Genomic DNA, 20014 nt, shown 5'->3' with positions numbered 1-20014 from the left:
ATCGGCACGCCGGAGGCCAACCGTGGCCGGCTGGAAACCGAATCGCTGGTCGGTTTCTTCGTCAGCACGCTGGCGCTGCGCATCGATCTTCGCGACGATCCGGATCTGCCGACGCTGATCGAGCGGATCCGCCACACGGTGCTGACGGCTCGGGAAAATCGCGATCTGCCGTTCGAGCAGGTGGTGGAGCTGGTCAATCCGCCGCGCCATCTGGGCTATACCCCGCTGTTCCAGGTGATGCTGGCCTGGCAGGACGGCTCGGTGCGCGATATCTCGCTGCCTGGGCTGCAGGCCGAGAGTGCCGAGTTGGGCTATCAGATCGCCAAGTATGATTTGACGCTCGATCTGGCGGAGGGCGACGAGCAAATCAGCGGTACGCTGAACTTCGCCACGGCGCTGTTCGACCGCGCTACCGTCGAGCGTTACGGCGTTTATCTGGTGCAGGTGCTGCGGGCGATGGCGACAAATGCTACGCAGCCTGCGTCGCATCTCGATCTGTTGCCGGCTGCAGAGCGCGAACTGCTGTTGTACGGCTGGAACCGAACCGCGGAAGTTTATCCGGCGCAGAGCAGCGCCCATGCCCTGTTTGAACAGTGGGCGCAGCGCACGCCGGATGCCGTTGCGGTGGTGAACGATCGGGACAGCCTGAGCTACGCCCAATTGAACGCCCATGCCAACCAACTGGCGCACCAACTCATCACACAGGGCGTGCGCCCCGGCGATCGCGTGGCCACGTCGCTCGAACGCAGCGTTTCTCTGGTCATCGCCCAGTTGGCGATCCTCAAGGCGGGGGCCGCTTATGTGCCGCTCGATCCACACCTGCCCGTTGCGCGGCAGGCGTGGATCATCGGTGACAGCGGGGCGTCGTTGATCCTGTGCGATCGCGATCTCGATCGCGAAATAGTCGGTGAGATCGCATGCCTGCGTATCGATCGGCTGCGGCAGAATCCAACCCACGATCCGGCGGTGCCTCGCGCCGGCGACGCACCGGCCTACGTCATGTATACCTCGGGCTCTACCGGTACGCCTAAAGGCGTCATGGTGACGCATCAAGGCATCCTCCGGTTGGCGATCAACAATCGTTTTGCGTCGTTTGAACGCGGCGATCGCTTCGCTTTCGCCGCCAATCCGGCGTTTGACGCCAGCACGCTGGAAGTGTGGGGCGCCCTGTTGAATGGCGCCAGTCTGGCGATCATTGCGCCGGAAGTGTTGACGGAAGCCGAAGCGTTGGCGGCGGCGCTGGTGCGGCAAGGGATTAACGTCTTGTTCCTGACCACCTCGTTGTTTAACCAATATGTCCATAGCATCGCCGCGACGCTGGCGCAGTTGAAATATCTGCTCAGCGGCGGTGAAGCGGCGGATCCGCACGCCTTTGCCCGCATGCTGAAAGAGGCTGGGCCGGTACGGCTGATCAACGGTTATGGGCCGACCGAGTGCACGGTGTTCGCCACGACGGCCACGATTGAGCGGGTGGACCAATGGCAGCGTTTGCCTATCGGACGGCCGATCGGCAATACCCGGATTTATCTGTTGGATGCGCACGGGCAGCCGGTGCCGCTCGGCGCGACCGGCGAGATCTACATCGCCGGCCCTGGGGTGGCGCTGGGTTATCTCAACCGCGCAGAGCTAACGGCAGAGCGATTCCTGGCGGATCCGTTTAACCCAGGTGAGCGCATGTATCGCACCGGCGACCTGGCGCGCTATCTGCCGGACGGCAATATCGACTATCTGGGACGCAACGATCGGCAGGTGAAAATTCGCGGCTTCCGCATCGAATGCGGTGAGATCGAGGCGCTAGTGGCCGGTCACCCGGCGGTGCGCGAAGCGGTGGTGGATGTCCTCGGCGAAGCCGACACTAAGCGACTGGTGGCCTGGGTGGTACCGGAGTCTGATGCGGATCGCCAGACGTTGGCGGTGACGCTGCGGCAGTATCTGGCGGGTATGTTGCCGGAGTTTATGCTGCCGGTAGCCTGGGTGGCGCTGGATACGCTACCGCTGACGCCGAACGGCAAACTGGATCGGCGCGCGCTGCCTGAACCGCAGGAGGACGCCTACGTGCGTGAGGTTTACGCCGAGCCTGAAGGCGAACTGGAAACGCTGTTGGCGGGGATTTGGCGCGAGCTACTGGGTATTGAGCGGGTCGGGCGTCACGATAACTTCTTCGAACTGGGCGGCCATTCGCTGTTGGCGGTGAAGTTGATGGCGCAGCTGCGCCGTGTCGGGTTGAGCGCCGGGGTGCAAACGCTGTTCACCGCGCCGACGCTATCGACGCTGGCGCAGACGTTGGTCACGCAGCAAGAAGTGAGCGTGCCGGCTAACGGTATCCTACCGGGCGGCGCCTCCATTACGCCGGAGATGTTGCCGCTGGCGACGCTGAGCCAGGCGGAGATCGACGCGGTGGTGACGCAGGTACCGGGCGGCGTGGCCAACGTACAGGACATCTACGCTTTGCCGCCGCTGCAGGAGGGGATTTTGTTCCACCATCTGCTGGCGGAACAGGGCGATCCGTACCAGCTGTCTGCGGTATTGCGTTTCGACAGCCGTGCGCGTCTGGACGCCTGGCTGGCGGCGATGCAGCAGGTGATCGATCGCCATGACATTCTGCGCACCGCGTTCATCACGCAGGACGTGTCCGCGCCGGTGCAGGTGGTGTGGCGCAAGGCCGAGTTGTCGCTGCGAGAACTGCGGCTCAATCCGGCAGAGGGCGAGATCGGTGCGCGGCTGACGGCGTTGTTTGATCCGCGCCGCGTACGGCCTGACCTGACGCGCGCACCGTTGCTGAGTTTTGTCGCTGCACAGGAAGAGGGGGGTAGTTGGTGCGTACTCCAGCAGTGGCATCACCTGATCGGCGATCACTCGACCCTGGCGGTGATGCAGGAGGAAATCAATCTGATCCTGGCCGGGCGCGGGGACGAACTGGCCAAGGCGCCGCCGTTCCGCAACGCGGTGGCACAGGCGCGGCTCGGCGTGAGCAATGCCGAACACGAACAGTTCTTCCGCACGCTGCTGGCGGATATCGATGAACCTTCGCTACCGTTCGGCTTGAGCGACGTACATGGCGAAGGGCGAGATATCTCGACGGCGCACCTGGCATTACCGCATACGCTCAATCAGCAGCTGCGGCGGCAGGCGCGGCGGCTGGGCGTCAGCCTGGCCAGCCTGTGCCACCTGGCCTGGGCGCAGGTGCTGGCGCGCGCCACCGGCCGCGATGAGGTGGTATTCGGCACCGTATTGTTGGGCCGCATGCAGGCCGGAGACGGGGCGGAGCGGGCGCTCGGACTGTTTATCAATACTCTGCCGTTACGGCTGGATGTCAACGATATCGGCGCGGAATCGGCGGTGTTGCAGGCGCATATTCGGCTGAGCGGGCTGCTGGCCCATGAGCATGCGCCGCTGGCGTTGGCGCAGCGTTGCAGCGGCGTTGCCGCGGGCACGCCGCTGTTCAGTGCTCTGTTGAACTATCGGCATAACAGCGGCGAGGACACCGCATTGCCGACCGGCGTGACGCTGCTCGATAGCCAGGAACGTACCAACTATCCGTTCGTGCTGTCGGTCGAGGACGGCGGTGATTCGCTGGGCCTGACGGCGCAGGTCAGACAGCCGATTGAAGCGCAGCGCGTGTGTGGCTATATGGCACAGGCGTTGAGCACATTGGCGCAGGCGCTGGAGCAGGCGCCGCAGTCACCGATCTGCGAATTGGACGTGATGTCGGATGAAGAATATGCGCTGCAGCTGTGCCGCTGGAATCATACGGCGGAAGCTTATCCGGCAGATACCTGCGTGCACGAACTGTTTGAACAGCAGGCGCAACTGACGCCGCAGGCCGTCGCCTTGATCCAGAATACGCGGCAGTTTACTTACGCACAGTTGAATGCGCGCGCCAACCGGTTGGCGCATCGGCTGATTGAGCGCGGCGTACAACCGGGCGACCGGGTCGCGGTGCGGCTGGCGCGCAGCATCGAACTGGTCTGCGCCCAATTGGCGGTAATCAAGGCCGGTGCGGCGTATGTGCCTATCGATCCGCAACTGCCGGCCGCGCGTCAGGCGTGGATCGCCGATGACAGCGGTGCCTGCCTGATGCTGACGGACGTTATCGGCGACGAAGGCATTCCGCAGCTGACGATCGAGGATCGCGAAGCTGAAGGTCATGACGATAACCCGGCGTTGCGCATGTCGAGCGGCGCGACGGCCTACATCATGTATACCTCCGGCTCGACCGGTACGCCGAAAGGCGTCATGACGCCGCATCAGGGCATCACGCGTCTGGTGCGCAACAACCGCTATGCCGCCTTTGACGCCGACGACCGCATAGCCTTTGCGGCCAACCCGGCGTTTGACGCCAGCACGATGGAGGTTTGGGCCGCCCTATTGAATGGCGGTGCGCTGGTGGTGATAGCGCCGGAGGTGATGATGGAGGCCGAGCGTCTGGCGGCCGAGCTGCAACACCAGCGCATCACCACGCTGTTCTTGACCACCGCGTTGTTCAATCAGTATGTGCACAGCATCAGCGGCGCACTGGCGCAGTTGAAATATCTGATTAGCGGAGGGGAGAAAGAGGATCCGGGCGCTTATGCGCGGTTGTTGCAAGAACGAGGGCCGGTGCATCTGATCCATGCTTATGGGCCGACGGAGACCACCACTTTTGCGACAACGGCACGTATTGAGCGGGCTGACGGGGAGGCGCGCTTGCCGATTGGGAAACCGATCGGCAATACCCGCGCTTACTTGCTGGACGCCCGTGGGCGCCCGGTGCCGGTGGGGGCGGTAGGAGAATTGTACATCGGGGGTGTGGGGGTGGCATTGGGCTACCTGAACCGACCGGAACTGACGGCACAGCGTTTCCTGAGCGATCCATTCAATCCGGTCGGCGGTGGCCGCATGTATCGCACCGGCGATCTGGCGCGTTATCTGCCGGACGGCAGTCTTGAATACCAGGGGCGATGCGATCAGCAGATCAAGCTGCGCGGATTCCGTATCGAACCGGGCGAGATCGAGGTACAGCTGGCGGCGAGCCCGTGGGTGCGGGAAGCGGTGGTACAGGTCTGTTCGACGGAGCGCCATCCGCGCCTGGTCGCCTGGATCGTACCGGCGGCCGACGTTGACCACAGCGCGCTGCAGGGGCAGTTACGGGCCTATCTGAGCGAACGCTTGCCGGAGTACATGGTGCCGTCGGCTTATGTCTGGTTGGATGCGCTGCCGTTGACCGCCAACGGTAAGCTGGATCGGCGTGCCTTGCCGGAGCCGGAGTGCGCGGTAGTCGGCACTCGGGAGTATGCGGCGCCTCAGGGTGAGACCGAAACGACGCTGGCGCGGGTATGGTGTGAGCTGCTCGAGATTGGCCAGATAGGACGCCACGACAATTTCTTCGAGCTCGGTGGCCATTCGCTGCTGGCGGTGCGTCTTTCCAGCCAGCTGCGTCAGCAAGGCATCACCTTGCCGGTACAGGCGATCTTCAACCATCCGATATTGGCCGAGCTGGCCGAGCGGATAGATCGTCGCACCGCAGAGGCTCCGCTGCGCAAAGCCGTGCCGGCTCGCAGCAGTGGCAGCCGACCGCCGCTGTTCTTCGTCCCGACCGGCTTTGGCGACCACTCCTACGTGTTTGAATTGGCCAAGGAGATCGACGAGACCTTCCCGGTCTACGCCGTGCCGTGGCCGGCGGTGGAGGAGAAGCCGGCCACCATGTCCGATATGGCCGCCAGCGCCGTGGCGTTGATTCGCGAGGTGCAGCCGCAGGGGCCATACCATCTGGCGGGGTACTCTTCCGGCGGGGTGTTGGCCTATGCCATCGCCGAGCAGCTGCAATCGGCCGGGGAAGCGGTCGCTTTCCTGGGGCTGATCGACACGTTGCGGCCGGTGGCGGCGATGCACAGCCCGGTCCAGCTGTTGCTGAACTGGGTGGAGTCAACGCAGGAAAGGCCGGATCCGCAGTTCTGTCAGCAGTTGGCCGAGCTGCCGTTGCCGGAGGCGATCGCGGCCGTGCAACGCGCCGGGATCAAGACTCAGCGTGAGGAAGTGGCCGACGAGGCGGCGCTCTGGCAACAGCGACACCATTACGCCAAACTGGTGGAAGCGACTCAGGTGCAGTCTGCATCGCTGAAAATTCATCTGTTCAAGGCGAAGCAGGAGCAGGTTTCCGTCAATTCGCAGAACGCACAGTTCCAGGCGTACTGGCAGAAGATCAAGCAGGCGGGATATTGCCGCGAAGACGCTTCCGCGTTGGGATGGGATAGGCTGCTGTCGCCGGCGACCGTCCGCGTCAGCCAGGTCAACGGCGATCATGTGTCTATGATGGAGCATCCGGTTCACCGGCGTGAGCTGGGACAGCACTTCAATCTGGCGTTGCGCGAGCTTGGACAGGCGTAAGCCGGCGGGATGTATCCGATGAGAAAGCCCTCGCAAGAGGGCTTTTTTTTTACCCGTTGGCGGCGGTTTTGACGAGTTCCACCACCAGCGGCGAAAGCTCGCCGCGCAGCGCGGCGCGTTCCGACTGGAACAGCGTAGCGACGTAAAAACGGTGAGCCGGCAGTTCGATGGCGCGCACGTCGCCTTCGGTGTCGTGGCCGCTGATGATCAGCGGGAAACGTTGCAGATCAACGACGAACTCCGGATTGACGCCGAAGTTGCAGTGGTAGCCTTCATGGGTGTTCAGGCTGCCGTAGACCCGTGCGGCGCGGGTGTCAGGCTGAAAAACGATGTCGCCGGTTTTTTCCACCAGCGAGCAGCTAAGCGGCGCGATCACCAGCCGGCCACCGCTGTCGGTTTCCGCATGACCGGCGTCGTGCCAGCCCATCACGTTACGCGCGTACTCGACAATCGCGTATTGAAAACCGCCGCAGGAGCCGAGGAACGGCACGTCGTTTTCCCGCGCATGACGGATCGCCATAAAGGCGCCGTCGTCGTGACGATATGGGCTGCCCGGCACCACCCAGATGGCGTCGAAATCGTGCAGGACGTCGGGGGAGGTCAGGGTGTCGGTCGGTAGCCACTGGGGCTGCACGTCGATATCGAGGTGGGCGGCGGTGAGCTGGAGCGCCACGGGGATGGCCTGATGGGCCACGGCTTGCGGGGTGTAATCACCGACCAGAGCAATGCGGACTTGAGCTTTCATCATTTCCTTTCCTGTGCGGGTAAAAAAGGAGATTACAGGAAAGCGGGATCGCGAGCCGCAGATTTTTTAAACGCTGCGCACAAAAAAGCCCGGCGTTGGCCGGGCTGGAAAAAGGGGGATCAGTACAGCGACGGTGCGCCGACCGGTCGGGTTTTGAAGCGGCGGTGCAGCCACAGATATTGCTCTGGCGCCCGCATGATCTCTTTCTCGATCACTTTGTTCATGTAAGCTGCCGCCGCCTGTTCGTCGCTGAGCGGATAGTCTTCCAGGGCCGGCTGGATCAGCAGATCGTAGCCGCGGCCGCCTTCACGGCGGATCAGCACCACCGGCACCAGCGCCGGGTTGGCCATGCGCGCCAGCATGAAGGTGCCGCTGGTGGTCGCGGCCTGATCGACGGCGAACAGCGGGGCGAATACGCTGCCGCGTGGGCCGTAGTCCTGATCCGGCGCGAACCATACCGCCTCACCGCGCTTGAGTGCGTGCACCATGCCGCGCAGATCCTTGCGATCGATCATCGCCTTGTTGGAACGCATGCGGCCCTTGGTCTGCGCCCACTCCATCGCCTTGTTGTTGTGCGGGCGGTACATCGCCATCATCGGCTGGCACAGGCCCATGGCCCGGCCGCCCAGCTCCAGCGACATAAAGTGCACGCCGATTACCAGTACGCCGCGATTGTCACGCTGCGCCATTTTGAGGTGGTTGATGCCGGAGACGTTGAACCAGCGCTTGACGCGCTTATCCGACCAGAACCAGGCCATGCCGGTTTCCAACAGGCCCATGCCGAGCGATTCGAAATTGCCCACCACTTTGCGTTCGCGCTGCGCTTCGTCCATCTCGGGGAAGCATAGCTCAAGGTTGCGACGGGTGATGGTGACGCGGCGCTTGAGAAAACGCATCGAGGTACGCCCCATCCATACCCCCAGACGGTAGAGCCACGGGTAGGGGAGCTGGACCAGCAGGAACAGCAGGGCGAGGCCGAACCAGGTGAGCCAGTAGCGCGGGTGCAGCAAGGCCAGTTGAAATGCTTTGGCTGATTTCATAGAAACTCGTTTTATACGTTAAAAAGGGGCAGCAAGCTGTAACGCATAAAGGTTCCACTCGATAGCGATACGACCACTCAGACACCCGGGCACGACCAGGGTTTAGTCGGGATTCCATAATTGACTAAACATTTACATTCGAAGGGCGGTTTGCGCTGCTATCAGGCTTCGGAGGGATAGCTGTTGGCCAGCGGAGGCGGCTCTAGGAATGCTTATGCTAGCACAGGGTACGGGGTGTGGCGGAAGAGGGGCATGCGAATATTCTCATTCGCGTTGCCCCTAAGTTGAAGATTGGCGCGTTTTATAGGCTGGGAATGATAATCGCGGCGAAGATTGCAGCGATCGCCAGCCATTTCAGCAGGTAGTAACCGCGGCGGTTGCGTGCTTTCAGGCGCTGACCGGCATCGCGCACCGCGTTGACGTATTTGAAAATGCGGTTGATGCCGCCGGTGCGGTCCTGGTCGTCGTTCGGCGAGCTGGCCGCAGACATCAGCGTAGAGCCGACCCAGTGGTTGACCGCCTGCGCCCAGCGCCACTTCATCGGCCGCTCGACGTCGCAAAATAGAATGATGCGCGTCTGGTCGGTGTCGTTCTGTGCCCAGTGCACGTAGGTTTCGTCGAAGATCACCGCCTCGCCGTCACGCCAGCTGTGCTGTTCGCCATCCACTTCGATGAAGCAGCGATCGTCGTTGGGCGTCATCAGCCCCAGGTGATAGCGCACCGAGCCGGCGTAAGGGTCGCGGTGTTTACCCAAATGGCTGCCGGGCGGCAGCTCGGCGAACATCGCCGCCTTGACCGACGGGATGCGGTTGAGCAGCTCGACGGTTTGCGGGCACAGCGTCTGCGCCGAAGGGTGACTGTCGCTGTACCATTTCAGATAGAAACGTTTCCAGCCGCGTTTGAAGAAGGTGTTGAAGCCGGCATCGTTGTGCGACTGCGCCTTTTTGATGTGATCCTGCAGGCGCACCGCTTCTTCGCGGATCACCTGCCAGTTGTCGGTCAGCGTCTGCAGCTCCGGGAAGCCTTTTTCGTCGAAATAGGGCTGTTTGGCGGGCAAACGGGAGAAACCGGTCATAAACATGTTGATCGGCCCCATAAAGGTGGAGTGATCGAACAGTTGGCGGGTAACCTTTTGTTTCTCTTTGCCGCGGGAGTGTGCGTAGAGGAAGCTGACGATGAAAATGCCGATAATGATCGCGGCAACCATAGAATCCATCCCTGTTACTGATTATTAAAAATTCGTAAAAATTATAGTTCTGTGACAGAAAAAATTTAACGTTTTCGTGCGCTTTCCCATTGGATGAGGCTTGGTGGCATAAAAAAACAATAAAACGATTGGTAATAAAATTTTATATCGATTTTTTTGGTTTTAGTCCTATTCTTAAATCGTTCGAGGGGTTTTTTATGCCATCTTGTTTCATGACGAATGGCACGTATCTGAGAAAAGAGGGACTTATGAAGAAATCAATCATTGCCTTGTCTGCACTGCTGCTCGCTTCCCCGGTGTTTGCCGCTGAGACCGCGACCGACACCGCCGCTCACGCCAGCAACGAGGTCGTTGCCGAAGCGCACAAAGGGGCGGATACCGCCAAAGAAAAGCTGCACCAGTCTCAGGACAAGGGTGAAGAGCTGAAGCTGAAAGCCAAGCACGCCGCCGAAGGCAAGAGCGACAGTGTCGGCAGCAAAGTGAGCGAAGGCTCGCAAAAAGCCTGGCACTCCACCAAACAGGGTACGGAGAAGGCTTGGGATAAGACCAAGCAAGGGGCGGAAAGCCTCAAGAACAAAGCGACCGAATAAGGTCTCCGCTTTACCCAAGGGCCGCGCTGCGGCCTTTTTTATTGCCCGCAAACCGGGCCGGCCCCAAAAGAAAAAGGCGCTTATCAAATGAGATAAAGCGCCTTTTCAACACGTTAACTGACTAGTATCAGTTCATGCCGTATTTTTTCAGCTTCTTGCGCAGCGTGCCGCGGTTGATGCCCATCATCAGGGCTGCGCGGGTCTGGTTGCCACGGGTGTATTGCATCACCATGTCCAACAGTGGCTGTTCAACTTCAGCCAGTACCAGCTCATACAGGTCATTTACGTCTTGACCGTTCAGTTGAGCAAAATAGTTCTTCAGTGCTTGTTTAACCGAGTCACGCAGAGGCTTTTGAGTCACCTGATCTTGTGAGTTAACGGTAGAAACGGTCAGTACGTCAGAATTTACGCGTTGTTCGAACATAGTTCTGTCAGCTCTTTTTTTACGCTAAGATTTTCGAAATATGCCTCCAACGCCTCCAGCTGTTCGCTGGCATCCTCTATGGCGTTGAATGTGCGCCGAAACTGGTCATTCGGAGCGTGCTCCTGGAGATACCAGGACACGTGCTTACGAGCAATCCGGAATCCCTTGCCTTGGCCATAGAAGCCGTGCAATTCCCGAATGTGCCCAATCAACAAGCGCTTCACCTCGCCAAGCGGCAGCGGCGGCAGCAACTCCCCAGTGTCCAGATAATGCTGGATTTCCCGGAAGATCCAGGGTCTCCCCTGAGCAGCGCGGCCTATCATCAGGGCATCGGCCCCGGTGTAGTCGAGCACTGCTCTGGCTTTATGCGGGTCAGTAATATCCCCATTCGCGATAATCGGAATGGAAACACTCTGCTTAACTGCCCGAATGCTGTCGTATTCCGCGTTGCCGTTAAACAGACAGGCGCGGGTTCGGCCGTGAATCGTCAGGGCCTGAATACCACAGTCTTCGGCCAGTTGGGCAATCTCTACACAGTTACGATGCTCTGGCGCCCAGCCGGTGCGAATCTTCAGCGTTACCGGCACATCCACCGCGTCAACCACCGCGTGGAGGATCCGTTTAACCAGATCCGGGTACTGCAACAAAGCGGACCCGGCAAGCTTCCGGTTCACTTTTTTGGCCGGGCATCCCATATTGATGTCGATGATCTGCGCGCCGCTGGCCACGTTGATACGCGCGGCAGCGGCCATATCATCAGGATCGCATCCGGCAATCTGCACGGAGCGGATCCCTGGTTCATCGCTATGCACCATACGCAGACGCGACTTATCCGTCCGCCACACCTCCGGGTTGGAGGAGAGCATTTCGGATACAGCCATCCCAGCACCCATTGCATGACAGAGGGTTCTGAACGGGCGATCTGTAATACCGGCCATCGGGGCCGCAATCAGGCAATTAGTAAGCTGGTGGTGTCCAATGCGCATAGACAAAGAGTGACCATACTGTGTCCGCAAGGGCGCGTATATTACGCATTTTTGCGTCGAGATGAAAGGCCAAACTTTAACCAATTGGCCCGATATTAGGACGAAAAATGCGCTACGCAGTGATTCATAAAAATATTATATATATTTTACAATAAGTTGACGAAAAGTGCTTATTTTGTGTGCGGAAAAATATTCGCCTTTGTGCAGGATATTATCTGCATTCGCCCGCGTTTTTTGCCGGTATAGCCTGCCTGGAAGGTGCATTTTCAGGGCGATCCGTCGTTGAACGGCGAAAAATTGCATAAAATTTTGTCTCGCCCGCAGGCCTATCGCCAGGCAAAAAAAATCCACCGGCGCAGGGCCGGTGGATGAGGGAGCAATATACCGTGACGCTTACTTGCGGCGGCCGGTGATGCGGCACCACTCTTCACGCTCGGCGACCGGGTCGAGCGTGAACTTCTCTTCGTAGGCTTCCGCTACGCTGCTTGCCTGGCTGGCCAGCACGCCGGACAGCCCCAGATGACCACCGGCCTTCGGCAGGCAACCGATCAACGGCGCCAGCTCGCGCAGCGGGCCGGCGAGGATGTTGGCGACCACCACGTCCGCCAGCAGGTCCGCCGGCTGGTCTTTCGGCAGATACAGCTCCAGACGCTCTGAAACGCCGTTACGCTGTGCGTTGTCGCGGCTGGCCTGAATGGCCTGGGGATCGATGTCGATGCCGATAGCGCGCGCCGCACCCAGCTTCAGCGCGGCGATCGCCAGGATGCCGGAACCGCAGCCGAAGTCGATGACGGTTTTGCCGGCCAGATCGAGGCCGTCCAGCCACTGCAGACACAGCGCGGTGGTCGGGTGGGTGCCGGTGCCGAACGCCAGGCCCGGATCGAGCATCACGTTGACCGCGTCAGGATCGGGTACGTCACGCCAGCTCGGGCAGATCCACAAGCGCTCGCCGAAACGCATCGGGTGGAAGTTGTCCATCCATTCGCGCTCCCAGTCCTTGTCTTCCAGCTGTTCTATCTTGTGACGGAAACCGGCGCCCAGCAGCGGGTGCTGTTCCAGCATCGCCACCACCTCGGCCATATCGGTTTCCGCGTCGTACAGGCCGATCACGTCGGTATCGCCCCACAGCAGGGTTTCACCCGGCAGCGGTTCGAACACCGGGTTGTCGTGGGTGTCCTGGAAGGTCACCGACACGGCGCCGCTTTCCACCAGCGCGTCGCTCAGGTCTTCCGCCTGGCTGCCGGTGGTGTTCAGTTTGAGTTGGATCCAAGGCATAGCAATTCTCTTCAAGAGGGTAATGATGACGCCGCCCGGCGCTTTTCGCCGACGACGTTACCGAGATAAAACGCCAACAGACTGAGCAACAGCGAAGGCACGATAGGGTGCAGCCCCGCCGGCTGCAGGTTGAAGCTGGCCAATAGCGTATAGCATACCGCACCCGACACCATTGAGCTAAGCGCTCCCTGAGCATTGGCGCGTTCCCAATACAGGCCCAGCACCAACGGCCACAGGAACACCGCCTCCAGCCCGCCGAAAGCCAGCAGGTTGAGCCAGATGATCATCTCCGGCGGCCGCCAGGCCGCCAACAGCACCAGCAGGCCGAGGACCAGCGTGGTCAGGCTGGAGAAGCGCTTGATCAACCGCTCGTTGTGGATCTGCTGCGGCCGCACGCCAAGGTAGAGATCCTTGATGATGGTGGCGGAGGATTGCAACAGTTGAGCGTTGATGGTTGACATGATCGCCGCCATCGGCGCCGCCAAAAAGATCCCGGCGGCGTACGGCGGCAGCACGGTGATCATCAGCGTCGGGATCACCTGATCGGGGATCTTGAGATCCGGCAACACCGCGCGGCCGAGCGCGCCGGCCAGGTGCATGCCGAACATCAGCACCGCCACCACCACGGTGCCGAGCAGAATGCCGCGATGCACCGCCTTGCTGTCCTTGTAGGAGATACAGCGCACGGCGGTGTGCGGCAGGCCGATCACCCCGAAGCACACCAGGATCCAGAACGACGCCATAAACGGCAGGCTGAGGATCTGATCGCCGCCTTGCGGCGACACCAGCGCCGGATCGATCTGCTGCAGCTTGTTCACCGCGCTGTCCAGTCCGCCGGCGGCGTGGATCACCGCCACCAGCAGCAGCACGGTGCCGAGCAGCATCACCAGCCCCTGCATGGCGTCGTTCAGCACGCTGGCGCGGAAGCCGCCGAAGGCGGTGTACAGCGCGATGCTGATGCCGAAGATCAGCAGGCCGGTGTCGTAGGGAATGCCGGCGGCGGTCTCCAGCAGGCGGGCGCCGCCGATAAACTGCACCGTCATGGCGCCGAGAAACGCCACCAGCAGGCTGAGGCTGGCCAGCCACACCAGCAGGCGGCTTTGGTAGCGGCCATACAGCATGTCATTGAGGGTGATGGCGTTGTAGCGCCGCGCCAGGATGGCGAATTTCTTGCCCAGCACGCCGAGCGACAGCCATACCGCCGGCAGTTGGATCATCGCCAACAGCACCCAGCCCAGGCCGTATTTATAGGCGGCGCCGGGGCCGCCTATAAACGAACTGGCGCTGATGTAGGTGGCGGTCAGGGTCATCGCCAGCACAAAGCCGCCCATCGAGCGGTTGCCGAGGAAGTATTCGCTGAGGAAATTCCCGCTCTGGCGGCGGCTGTAGGCGTACACCGACAGGCCGAATACCAGCAACAGGTAGGCGACCAGCGGCAGGATCACTTCAGTTTGCATTGCGGTCCTCCAGCGAAATGTCGCGGAACACCGTGCGCACCATCAGCCAGCACAGGCCGATGAACAGCAGCGGCACCAGCAGGCAGGCCATTTCGAACCAGTGCGGCAGGCCGGTGACGCCGATAGCGCTGTCGGGCAGGTAGGCCGCCAGCCCCCAGGCCAGCAGGTAGAGCAGCGTCAGCCCCAGCGCCCAACGCGCTTCGCGGTGCGCCTGAATAAAGCGTTTGTCCATCCGTGTCTCCCATAGGTTTACGGTGATGGATTCATCAAAGGTAGGGAATTTTACGGCATGACGGCGTTTTGCCAAGCCGTTACTGGCGGCAGCGCCAAAGAAAAAGGCCGGTGATTAACCGGCCTTTCGTCAGACGATGCTGCATGCCTGCTTAGGTTTCCTGCAGGCCCAGCTTCTTCTCCAGATAGTGGATGTTGGTGCCACCGTGCTGGAAGTTTTCGTCGTTCATGATCTTCTGCTGCAGCTCAACGTTGGTTTTGATGCCGTCGATGATCAGTTCAGCCAGGGCGTTTTTCATGCGGGCAATCGCCACGTCACGGTTTTCGCCGAAGGTGATCAGTTTGCCGATCATGGAGTCATAGTACGGCGGTACGGTATAACCGGCGTAGATATGAGATTCCCAACGCACGCCGAAACCGCCTGGCGCGTGGAAGCGGGTAATCTTGCCCGGGCTCGGCAGGAAGGTGTTCGGATCTTCGGCGTTGATACGGCATTCTACCGCGTGGCCGTGGATCTTCACTTCTTCCTGTTTGATCGACAGTGGCTGACCGGCAGCGATGCGCAGCTGCTCTTTGATCAGGTCCACGCCGGTGATCATTTCGGTAACCGGGTGCTCTACCTGAATACGGGTGTTCATTTCGATGAAATAGAACTCGCCGTTTTCATACAGGAACTCGAAGGTGCCCGCGCCGCGGTAGCCGATTTCCACGCAGGCTTTCGAGCAGCGCTCGCCGATGTAACGGCGCATTTCGCTGGTGATGCCCGGTGCCGGCGCTTCTTCGACCACTTTCTGGTGGCGGCGCTGCATGGAGCAGTCGCGCTCGGCCAGATAGATGGCGTTGCCCTGGCCGTCGGCCAATACCTGAATCTCGATGTGGCGCGGATTCTCCAGGTATTTTTCCATGTACACCATGTCGTTGTTGAAAGCCGCTTTGGCTTCCGCTTTCGTCATGTTGATGGACTGCTCAAGGTCTTTGTCGCTGCGCACGACGCGCATGCCGCGACCGCCGCCGCCGCCGGACGCCTTGATGATCACCGGATAACCGATGCGCTTGGCGAAGGCACGGTTTTTATCCATGTCGTCGGTCAGCGGGCCGTCGGAGCCCGGTACGCAAGGCACGCCGGCTTTTTTCATGGCGTTGATCGCGGAAACCTTGTCGCCCATCAGGCGGATGGTTTCGGCTCTCGGGCCGATGAAGATGAAACCGGAGCGTTCAACCTGCTCGGCGAAGTCGGCGTTCTCGGACAGGAAGCCGTAGCCCGGGTGGATCGCCACCGCGCCGGTGATTTCCGCCGCAGAGATGATGGCCGGGATGTTCAGGTAGCTTTTTACCGATGGCGCAGGACCGATGCAGACGGTCTCGTCGGCCAGCAGTACGTGTTTCAGATCGCGGTCGGCTGCGGAGTGAACCGCAACAGTCTTGATGCCCAGTTCTTTACAGGCACGCAGGATGCGAAGCGCGATCTCGCCGCGGTTGGCGATAACAATTTTATCAAGCATGGGGGCGCCTCGTTATTCGATGACGACCAGCGGCTCGTCATATTCGACCGGCTGGCCGTTTTCCACCAGGATGGCTTTCACGACGCCGGACTTGTCCGCTTCGATCTGGTTCATCATTTTCATGGCTTCAACAATGCACAGGGTATCGCCGGCGTTCACTTTTTGGCCCACTTCCACGAAGGATTTCGCGTCCGGGCTTGGGGTGCGGTAGAAGGTGCCGACCATTGGCGAACGAACGACGTGGCCACTCATGGCCGCCGGTGCCGCAGGGGTTTCTGCCGCAGGTGCGGTGGCAACGGCGGTAGCCAGGGCTGGCTGCTGCTGTGCCGGCATCGCGTAGGCCTGCTGCATGACGGGATAAGCCTGCGCCGGTGCGGCACGGCTGATGCGAACCGATTCTTCGCCTTCAGAGATTTCCAGTTCAGAAATGCCTGATTCTTCAACCAGTTCGATCAGTTTCTTGATTTTACGAATATCCATGAGTGTGATTCCGTACTCTTTTTGTGGAGCAATTAGTGGGTTTTTGACAGACGGTTAACCGCTGCCTGTAAAGCGAAAGCGTAGCCATCCGCGCCGAGGCCGCAAATCACGCCTACCGCTACGTCTGAGAGATAAGAGTGATGGCGGAAAGGTTCGCGGGCGTGCACGTTGGACAGGTGGATCTCGATGAACGGGATCTGCACCGCCAGCAACGCATCGCGCAGCGCCACGCTGGTATGCGTGAACGCCGCCGGATTTATCAGAATGAAATCGGTATTGCCGCGCGCCTGATGGATGCGATCGATCAGCTGATGCTCGGCGTTGGACTGCAGATGGCTCAGGGTAATATCCAATGCGGATGCCTGGTTTTCCAATCCGTTAACAATCTCTGTCAGCGTCGTGCTGCCGTACTTCTCCGGCTCACGCGTCCCCAGCAGATTGAGATTGGGGCCGTTCAGAAGCAAAATGTGAAACTTATCCGCCATTGTGCTGGTATCTCCGGCAATAAAACCATCATCGTAGAAAATAACCCGATGTTATCGATTTGTCACCTGTTAAGGGGCAAATTCACCCTGAGAACAGAAACAAGGTCGGGCATTATAACGATATCGTAGCAATTCGCAGCTAAATACTGGTCTTATCAGCGAAGATATTCAACCCCAAATCGACGAACTCGGGGATCCGTGACAGGAATATGAGCGCTGGAACACAGAAAAAGTTCCGGCGGGCGGCGCGTGTTTTTCAACGACAATAACGCGCGCCGCTGCGTGATTCAGCGCCACCAGGCGCGGAATTTCTTGTAACGCAGGCCCAACAGCGCCACCGCCAGCAGCGCGTAAATGAACGGCTGGGGGGAAAACGTTTTGACCGACCACAGGTAGTGGATGGGGGCGAGGATCGCCGCCAGATAGACGAAGTTGTGCAACGTTTGCCATTTGGCGCCCAGTTTGCGCATCGCCCACAGCGTTGAGGTGGCCGCCAGCGCCAGCAGGATCAGCCAGGTGAGGATGCCGAGCGTCAGGTAAGGTCGGTTCACCAGCTCGCTGCCCAGCAGGCCGAGGTTGCTCAGCCCCAGCTCCAGCGTGGAGTAGCTTATCAGGTGCAGCGTGCCCCAGGCAAAGCACCACAGCCCCACCAGACGGCGGCAGCGGATCAGCAGCGGCTGGCGGGCGTAGCGCGCCAGCGGGGCGATCATCAGCGTGGCCAGCAGCAGTTTCAGCGTCATCCTGCCGGTAAAATGTTGGATGTCCTTAGACGGATCGGCGCTGAACCAGCCTTGATCCACCGCCAGCACCAACCACAGAAAGGGCAAAAATGCCGCCAGATGCAGGGCGGCTTTCAGCCATTTGATATGAACAGGCGTCAGGCGCACTTAGAAATTCTCCCGCAGATCCATGCCACGATACAGCGACGCTACCTGATCGGCATAGCCGTTGAACAGCAGCGTCGGCTGGCGTTTGACGTCGAGAATGCCGCCGGAGCCGATGAAGCGCTCGGTGGCCTGCGACCAGCGCGGATGATCGACGTGCGGATTCACGTTGGCGTAAAAGCCGTACTCGTTCGGCGCGGATTGGTTCCAGGTGGTCGGCGGTTGATCGCGTACCAAACGGATATGCACGATCGATTTGATGCCTTTAAAGCCGTATTTCCACGGCGTGATCAGCCGCAGCGGCGCGCCGTTTTGCGGCGGCAGGGTTTTGCCGTACACGCCGACGGTCAGCAGCGCCAGCGGATGCATCGCCTCGTCCAGCCTCAGCCCTTCGACGTAGGGATATTTCAGGCCACCGCCGATAAAGCGATCTTTCTGGCCGGGCATCTGCTCCGGATCGTACAGCGTCTGGAAGGCCACGTAGCGCGCGTTACTGTTCGGTTCGGCCAGCTTGAGCAGCTTGCCCAGTTCGAAACCGATCCACGGCACCACCATCGACCAGGCCTCGACACAGCGCATGCGGTAAATGCGCTGTTCCAGCGGGAAACGCTTCATCAGATCGTCGATGTCCAGCGTTATCGGCTTCGCCACTTCGCCGTCGATGCGCACTTTCCAACCTTCGGTCTTGAGCCCGCCGGCGTTGGCGGCCGGATCGGCTTTGTCGAGGCCGAATTCATAGAAGTTGTTGTAGCCGGTGACCTTGTCTTCCGGCGTCATTGCCAGCTGCGCCTGCCAGGCGGCCGGTTTGCTGAATTCCAGCGCTTTGCCCGGTGGTGCCTTGGGGCGATCGTTACCTTTGAACCACGACAGCAGGTCCGCCCGTGCGCCGGTAGGCAGCGCCAGCGTAGCGGCGGTGATGCCGAGCGCCTGTAGCACTTTGCGCCGCTGGTGGAACACGCTCTCCGGCGTGACATCGGCCTCGGTCAATTTCGGGTGTTTGTTCATACTTATGTTCTCCGCGACGGATTTCCGCCGTCCGCGAGCGGCTGACGGGTCTTCATGAAATAAGCATGGCGCTAAAGCCGGCCGGAAGCGAGGGGGCGCGGGAAAATATGAAATTTCGCAGAAGCGGGCGAACCCCCCGTTGCCGGGGGGAAAAGATCAGCGGATTTTCACCAGAGTGCGGCCGGTGATTTGGTTGTTCAGCAGCGCGGCGGCGGTGGCCGGCGCCTGCTCGAGGCTGATTTCATGCGTGGCCTGCTGATAGAAGCTGTCCGGCAGAATACCGGCCAGCCGTTCCCAGGCGGTTTGGCGGCGGTGCAGCGGCGTATGTACCGAATCTACACCCTGCAGGCGCACATTACGCAGAATGAACGGCATCACGGTGGTCGGCAGCTGATAACCGCCCGCCAGGCCGCAGGCGGCGACGGTGCCGTTATAGTTCATCTGCGCCAGCACCCGCGCCAGCAGTTTGTCGCCGACGGTGTCCACCGCACCGGCCCACAGCTGTTTCTCCAGCGGACGCGGCGTGTCGATATAGCCATCGCGCGACATGACCTCTTTGGCGCCGAGCGCTTTCAGGTACTCGGTATTGCTGTCGCGGCCGCTGATGGCGGTCACCCGGTAACCCAGCGCCGCCAGCAGGGCGATGGCGGTGCTGCCTACGCCGCCGCTGGCGCCGGTGACCAGGATATCGCCGTCGTCCGGGTGCACGCCGCCTTCCTCCAGCGCCATCACGCACAGCATGGCGGTAAAGCCGGCGGTGCCGATGATCATCGCCTTGCGCTCATCCAGGCCGTTCGGCAGCGGCACCAGCCATTCGCCGCAGACGCGCGCCTGCTCGGCCAGGCCGCCCCAGTGGTGTTCACCCACGCCCCAGCCGGTGAGCACCACGCTTTGCCCTTCTTTGAAGCGATCGTCGCGGCTGTGGCGCACGGTGCCGGCGAAGTCGATGCCCGGCACCATCGGGAAGTTGCGCACGATTTTGCCTTTGCCGGTGATCGCCAGCGCATCTTTATAATTTAGGCTGGACCAGTTGATGTCGACGGTGACATCACCTTCCGGCAACCGATCGCTGCCGATATCTTTGATATGAGCCAGAGTTTGGTCGTCTTGTTGTTCCAATAACAGTGCACGCATGTCACTCTTCCTCTTGTTTACACTTTTCTATCAATGGCTGAATCACATTTATTTGACTATATGCATAATAAGCGACCCAAGTCCTGATAAAGGACAAAAACGGCGCTTGCAGGTTTAATTCCTCAGCAAGGCTTGTTAGGGTTGGACGGCCCCTATTAACTAAAGGGTGAACACTCACTTAACCATAGCGGACAAGGCACAGG

At 60.4% G+C, this 20014-nt stretch carries 16 protein-coding genes; 2 read left to right on the top strand and 14 right to left on the bottom strand.

Annotated features, from left to right (window positions below; translation table 11 throughout):
- The coding region (locus tag FUU19_RS21655; protein WP_230507349.1) for an amino acid adenylation domain-containing protein at window positions 1-6366 on the top strand (6366 nt) is incomplete at its 5' end.
- 49 nt (window positions 6367-6415) lie between these two features.
- Here FUU19_RS21655 and FUU19_RS21650 read toward each other — a convergent pair.
- From FUU19_RS21650 to lpxO, 3 genes are all read right to left on the bottom strand, one after another.
- Entirely contained in the window at window positions 6416-7114 is a 699-nt protein-coding gene (locus tag FUU19_RS21650) for a CTP synthase C-terminal region-related (seleno)protein (RefSeq protein ID WP_430726492.1), read from the bottom strand.
- Between the two features lie 116 nt (window positions 7115-7230).
- Window positions 7231-8151 (bottom strand): kdo(2)-lipid IV(A) palmitoleoyltransferase, encoded by a 921-nt coding sequence (gene lpxP / locus FUU19_RS21645; protein WP_141972322.1) that lies wholly within the window; start codon window positions 8149-8151, stop codon window positions 7231-7233.
- 301 nt (window positions 8152-8452) lie between these two features.
- Window positions 8453-9358: a lipid A hydroxylase LpxO gene (gene lpxO / locus FUU19_RS21640; protein WP_197833727.1), complete on the bottom strand. Its 906-nt coding sequence runs from the start codon at window positions 9356-9358 to the stop codon at window positions 8453-8455.
- A 248-nt stretch (window positions 9359-9606) separates the two neighbouring features.
- Here lpxO and FUU19_RS21635 point away from each other — a divergent pair, with 248 nt between their 5' ends.
- On the top strand, window positions 9607-9948 hold the full coding sequence (locus FUU19_RS21635; RefSeq protein WP_016930249.1) for a hypothetical protein: 342 nt from the start codon (window positions 9607-9609) through the stop codon (window positions 9946-9948).
- 127 nt (window positions 9949-10075) lie between these two features.
- Here the strand turns inward: FUU19_RS21635 and fis are convergent, their stop codons facing one another.
- From fis to acuI, 11 genes are all read right to left on the bottom strand, one after another.
- Window positions 10076-10372, bottom strand: coding sequence for a DNA-binding transcriptional regulator Fis (fis, locus tag FUU19_RS21630; protein ID WP_000462905.1), 297 nt, complete (start codon window positions 10370-10372; stop codon window positions 10076-10078).
- Window positions 10354-11358 carry a tRNA dihydrouridine synthase DusB gene (gene dusB, locus FUU19_RS21625; RefSeq protein ID WP_025304426.1) on the bottom strand — a complete coding sequence of 335 codons (1005 nt, stop codon included), beginning with the start codon at window positions 11356-11358 and terminating at the stop codon, window positions 10354-10356. Before dusB ends, fis begins: the two co-directional genes overlap by 19 nt.
- Window positions 11359-11751: 393 nt before the next feature.
- On the bottom strand, window positions 11752-12633 hold the full coding sequence (prmA, locus tag FUU19_RS21620; RefSeq protein WP_016930246.1) for a 50S ribosomal protein L11 methyltransferase: 882 nt from the start codon (window positions 12631-12633) through the stop codon (window positions 11752-11754).
- Between the two features lie 11 nt (window positions 12634-12644).
- Window positions 12645-14090, bottom strand: coding sequence for a sodium/pantothenate symporter (gene panF, locus FUU19_RS21615; protein ID WP_197767566.1), 1446 nt, complete (start codon window positions 14088-14090; stop codon window positions 12645-12647).
- Entirely contained in the window at window positions 14080-14322 is a 243-nt protein-coding gene (locus tag FUU19_RS21610; RefSeq protein WP_141972330.1) for a YhdT family protein, read from the bottom strand. The genes panF and FUU19_RS21610 overlap by 11 nt, the downstream gene beginning before the upstream one ends.
- A 151-nt stretch (window positions 14323-14473) precedes the next feature.
- Window positions 14474-15823 (bottom strand): acetyl-CoA carboxylase biotin carboxylase subunit, encoded by a 1350-nt coding sequence (gene accC / locus FUU19_RS21605; RefSeq protein WP_019453177.1) that lies wholly within the window; start codon window positions 15821-15823, stop codon window positions 14474-14476.
- A gap of 12 nt (window positions 15824-15835) precedes the next feature.
- The gene (gene accB / locus FUU19_RS21600; protein ID WP_141972332.1) at window positions 15836-16303 is read right to left on the bottom strand and encodes an acetyl-CoA carboxylase biotin carboxyl carrier protein; all 468 of its coding nucleotides are present in this window, start codon (window positions 16301-16303) and stop codon (window positions 15836-15838) included.
- Window positions 16304-16335: 32 nt separating this feature from the next.
- Window positions 16336-16788, bottom strand: a complete 453-nt coding sequence (aroQ, locus tag FUU19_RS21595) for a type II 3-dehydroquinate dehydratase (RefSeq protein ID WP_004936891.1) — start codon at window positions 16786-16788, stop codon at window positions 16336-16338.
- Between the two features lie 287 nt (window positions 16789-17075).
- A complete protein-coding gene (msrQ, locus tag FUU19_RS21590) occupies window positions 17076-17675 on the bottom strand; it encodes a protein-methionine-sulfoxide reductase heme-binding subunit MsrQ (protein WP_004936895.1) in 600 nt (199 codons plus the stop codon).
- Window positions 17676-18677, bottom strand: coding sequence for a protein-methionine-sulfoxide reductase catalytic subunit MsrP (msrP, locus tag FUU19_RS21585; RefSeq protein ID WP_047729767.1), 1002 nt, complete (start codon window positions 18675-18677; stop codon window positions 17676-17678).
- A gap of 156 nt (window positions 18678-18833) precedes the next feature.
- The gene (gene acuI, locus FUU19_RS21580) at window positions 18834-19811 is read right to left on the bottom strand and encodes an acrylyl-CoA reductase (NADPH) (RefSeq protein ID WP_141972336.1); all 978 of its coding nucleotides are present in this window, start codon (window positions 19809-19811) and stop codon (window positions 18834-18836) included.
- Window positions 19812-20014 lie beyond the last annotated feature (203 nt).

Source organism: Serratia montpellierensis, from assembly GCF_020858655.1.
Taxonomy (GTDB): Bacteria; Pseudomonadota; Gammaproteobacteria; order Enterobacterales; family Enterobacteriaceae; genus Serratia; species Serratia montpellierensis.
Note: the sequence above shows the minus strand (reverse complement) of the source record. Positions and strands in the feature narration are given on the sequence as shown.